We start from the raw sequence: 3149 nt of genomic DNA on the forward strand, positions 1-3149 counted from the left end.
CTTCATCCGGTTGCGTAACTCCCGTGCCCTGCTCTCGCGCATGACCGAGGCGACCTCACCAGCCTGTGACTGTTGGTTGACCCGCATCGCGAGCAACAGGATGCCGGCAGATCCTGGTCGGTTATACTCGCCCTTCTGGTGCTGCATAACGTTTCGACCGACAGCTTGCGTCACCACGCCCGAACCCGGTCCTGCAGCGATCGCAGCGCCGGCGATTAGCGGGACGGCAGCTCCGCTTGCGAGTACTGCGAGGCCAGCCACCATCGCTCCCGCTGTGCCGGCTAGACCCGCCGAAGGGTGCGCATCTGCTGGTGATCCACCCTGTTCGGTCCGCCATCATCAACACCACGTTCATTTGGAAGTGCGGACGTAGTTAGTTTACGATCACTGCTCGGCCTCGTGATTGGCGAGACGCTGCAATCCAATGAAGGCAGAATCGGGGTGCATGATCACCCAGGACGGAATGGCGGCGACGTAGGCCTGGAAACGCCCCTTCGCTTCGAACCGCGCGCGCATCAGATACTTGCTGAGCCGCGGGACAATACCGCCGCCGATATATACGCCACCACGCGCGTCGAATGCGAAGCGCCGCCTCGGTGATCTCGCTTGGTTTGCGTGGAGGCGCGGAAAGGTGATCAATGGCGATGAGCGATTGGTAAAGATTGACCAGTCCCGGACCGGACAACACGCGCTCCACGGAGACGTGGCCGAAGCGTCCACGTAAATGCGCAATCACCGCATCCCTGTTCAACCAGACAAAGATCTTGCAGCCCGGGCCGTTCCACATATGAGTCGGTGTGAATGCTGATTGAAAAATGGCCCCCATTGGCATCACGGGGACTCCTTCGGCCCATTGATTTCGTTGAGTTGGCATGATCGACTCCCGTGCCGATCATGGTTGAGGCCCCCGCGCCGAAATACCCGTCCGCCTCCAGCAACTGCAGCGTCTGTGCGAGCATTCGCTTACTTACGCCGCCGATATTGTGCGGAAGCGCAGAAAATCGGTGGGTGCCTATATCGTCGTTTGAATATCGGGAAAAGGAGTTGCCAGCCATGACCATCGCCGTAACCGGAGCCACGGGCCAGTTGGGCCGCATCATCGTTCAGAAGCTCAAGCAAAAGGTCGCACCCAGGCAGATCATCGCGCTTGCACGCAACATCGACAAGGCAGGTGATCTGGGAGTGGAAGTGCGCCAGGCCGACTATGAGAAGCGTGAGACCCTTGACGAGGCGTTTAGGGAGGTGGAGACGCTCATGTTGGTTTCATCCAGCGAGGTCGGCAAGCGGGCCAGCCAGCATGCAAACGTCATCGCTTCTGCAAGGAAGGCCGCCGTCAGAAGGATCGTCTATACCAGCCTCCTGCGCGCAGATACGTCGCCGATGAGCCTAGCCCCCGAACATGTGCAAACCGAGACTGCTTTGAAGCAGTCGGGTATCGCCCACACGATTCTTCGCAACGGCTGGTATACGGAAAACTACACGGCCTCGATTCCGGGCGCGGTGCAAGCCGGCGCGTTGGTCGGCAGTGCAGGAGAAGGCCGAATTTCGTCCGCGACCCGTGACGACCTTGCGGAAGCCGCAGTCGTGGTGCTGACAGGCAATGGCCACGACGGCAAGGTCTATGAACTGGCCGGCGACGAGGCCTATACGCTTGCCGATCTTGCGGCAGAAATCTCCAGACAGACCGGCAAGGACATCCTTTACAGAAATCTGCCTCAAGAAGAATATGCTGCAGTGCTGAAGAGCGTGGGCGTGCCTGAAGGGTTCGCGGGGGCTGTGGCCGCATTCGACGTCGATGCTTCCAACGGAGCGCTGTTTGATGACGGGCGCCAGCTGTCCGCGCTGATCGGACGTCCGACTACGCCACTGTCGGATGCGGTGGCTGCGGCTCTGGAATCATAGCCCGACAGTCTCTGCCCATCAGGGCTCGGGGCTGCCGCGACGACAAGCGTCGCAGCCCCATGCGCCGTGAATGGCTATATGGGTCCAGCAGGCCAACCGGGAATGGTCGAAAGGATCGTTGACGAAAACACACCAGTGGTGGTGATTGACAAGACGATGCATCGTCGGGAGGATACAACGAGGTAGAACTTTCAACGTTGGCGCTTCTTTGTGGCCGTGCAGCTCACGCTGGCTCTTTATGCAAGTGTATCGATGGCCGCATGCATCCGGGCCGTTCCCGCCCGAGTGCGGTTGTCGTGTCGGGAAACTCTAATGAAATGCCATGTTGCAGATGCTGTATTCCCGCCAGGCCTCTGCAGCGCGGCTGGCAGCTCGTCATCATCGATGTCTTCTGCCCAAGCGATTTACTGAGGAGGTCGTGATGGCTACTCGACGGCAATTTCTTCAGGCCTCGCTAGCCACAGCGAGCCTCGCAACGATCGCGGGCGCCGGCGACCCGGCTTTTGCGGCCAAGTTTTAGGCGCCTCCAACGACCGACTGAAACTGGAAGCCGCGCTTTTCGAGCCTCGGCGTGCGCATAGCGCTGGATTTGCCGCCGCGGCCCGGCGCTTGGGTCTCCCAACCTTAGACATCGTCCATGACATCACGCCGGTGTGGTTGCGCGTGGTACAGCTCTGGCGCAACACACCGGCTGCAATCGCGGGACTAACCTCCAGGACGCCCTTGCTATTGCTCGAGCAGTCGGCTCGCGATTATGGGCTGCGAGTGGTTTGGCGCGGCGAACATCGTCTGGCTGAATCCGGCATGATCACGCATTCGTTGGAAGGACCCAAGGGGATGCTTCGGACTTTCGAACGGGGTGTCGTCCACGGCGCGGATTACGACATCTGCATAGCGCACGCCCTCATTAGCGGCCCTATGGTTTTCGGCCGCGACCAAGATGCGCGGTTGGAGACTGTCACGACTGCGAACGGTAGCACCGACGCTGCTCCACTGTATTCTTGGATCATCGCACGTCGAAACCATGCATTTGAACGAGGAGCCACTGCATGAAGCTTCCCCCCGACGTGAGCCAAGCCGACTTTGATGCTGCGGTAGAGGAATTTCGTAAGGTCATCGGCGCGGAATGGGTTTTCACCGGTGACGAGTGTCCGTCGTCAGAACATTTGGCGCAGATGGCTGCTTGATTTAGCGGAGTGTCGGCCTCTGGTTGGTGATGTTAAGCGGCGAGCTTGCGGTGTTGCAAG

5 protein-coding genes and 1 pseudogene are annotated in these 3149 nt (G+C 59.8%); 3 read left to right on the top strand and 3 right to left on the bottom strand.

Features of this window, described 5'->3' with window-relative positions:
* The 3 genes and pseudogenes from B2M20_RS17310 to B2M20_RS20820 form a co-directional block, all read right to left on the bottom strand.
* Positions 1-261, bottom strand: a 261-nt coding sequence (locus tag B2M20_RS17310) for a hypothetical protein (protein ID WP_158081558.1), incomplete at its 3' end; no start/stop codon positions are given.
* A gap of 123 nt (positions 262-384) precedes the next feature.
* A pseudogene (locus tag B2M20_RS17315) lies at positions 385-736 on the bottom strand (glucokinase).
* The gene (locus tag B2M20_RS20820; RefSeq protein WP_201789035.1) at positions 636-1100 is read right to left on the bottom strand and encodes a winged helix-turn-helix transcriptional regulator; all 465 of its coding nucleotides are present in this window, start codon (positions 1098-1100) and stop codon (positions 636-638) included. Before B2M20_RS20820 ends, B2M20_RS17315 begins: the two are co-directional and overlap by 101 nt.
* Here B2M20_RS20820 and B2M20_RS17325 point away from each other — a divergent pair.
* From B2M20_RS17325 to B2M20_RS19825, 3 genes are all read left to right on the top strand, one after another.
* Positions 1054-1902: an SDR family oxidoreductase gene (locus B2M20_RS17325; protein ID WP_079448287.1), complete on the top strand. Its 849-nt coding sequence runs from the start codon at positions 1054-1056 to the stop codon at positions 1900-1902. The genes B2M20_RS20820 and B2M20_RS17325 overlap by 47 nt on opposite strands.
* A 421-nt stretch (positions 1903-2323) precedes the next feature.
* On the top strand, positions 2324-2422 hold the full coding sequence (locus B2M20_RS19660) for a twin-arginine translocation signal domain-containing protein (RefSeq protein ID WP_158081559.1): 99 nt from the start codon (positions 2324-2326) through the stop codon (positions 2420-2422).
* Positions 2423-2951: 529 nt separating this feature from the next.
* Entirely contained in the window at positions 2952-3089 is a 138-nt protein-coding gene (locus B2M20_RS19825) for a hypothetical protein (RefSeq protein WP_173816063.1), read from the top strand.
* Positions 3090-3149 lie beyond the last annotated feature (60 nt).

Source organism: Nitrobacter vulgaris, assembly GCF_002028545.1.
GTDB classification, from domain to species: domain Bacteria; phylum Pseudomonadota; class Alphaproteobacteria; order Rhizobiales; family Xanthobacteraceae; genus Nitrobacter; species Nitrobacter vulgaris.

What these genes read in the sequence shown, in the direction of transcription:
- B2M20_RS17325 (WP_079448287.1), top strand. Translation starts at nt 1,054, where the DNA reads ATGACCATCGCCGTAACCGGAGCCACGGGCCAGTTGGGCCGCATCATC.
- B2M20_RS20820 (WP_201789035.1), bottom strand. Translation starts at nt 1,100, where the DNA reads ATGATGCGGCCCAACTGGCCCGTGGCTCCGGTTACGGCGATGGTCATG.
- B2M20_RS19660 (WP_158081559.1), top strand. Translation starts at nt 2,324, where the DNA reads ATGGCTACTCGACGGCAATTTCTTCAGGCCTCGCTAGCCACAGCGAGC.
- B2M20_RS19825 (WP_173816063.1), top strand. Translation starts at nt 2,952, where the DNA reads ATGAAGCTTCCCCCCGACGTGAGCCAAGCCGACTTTGATGCTGCGGTA.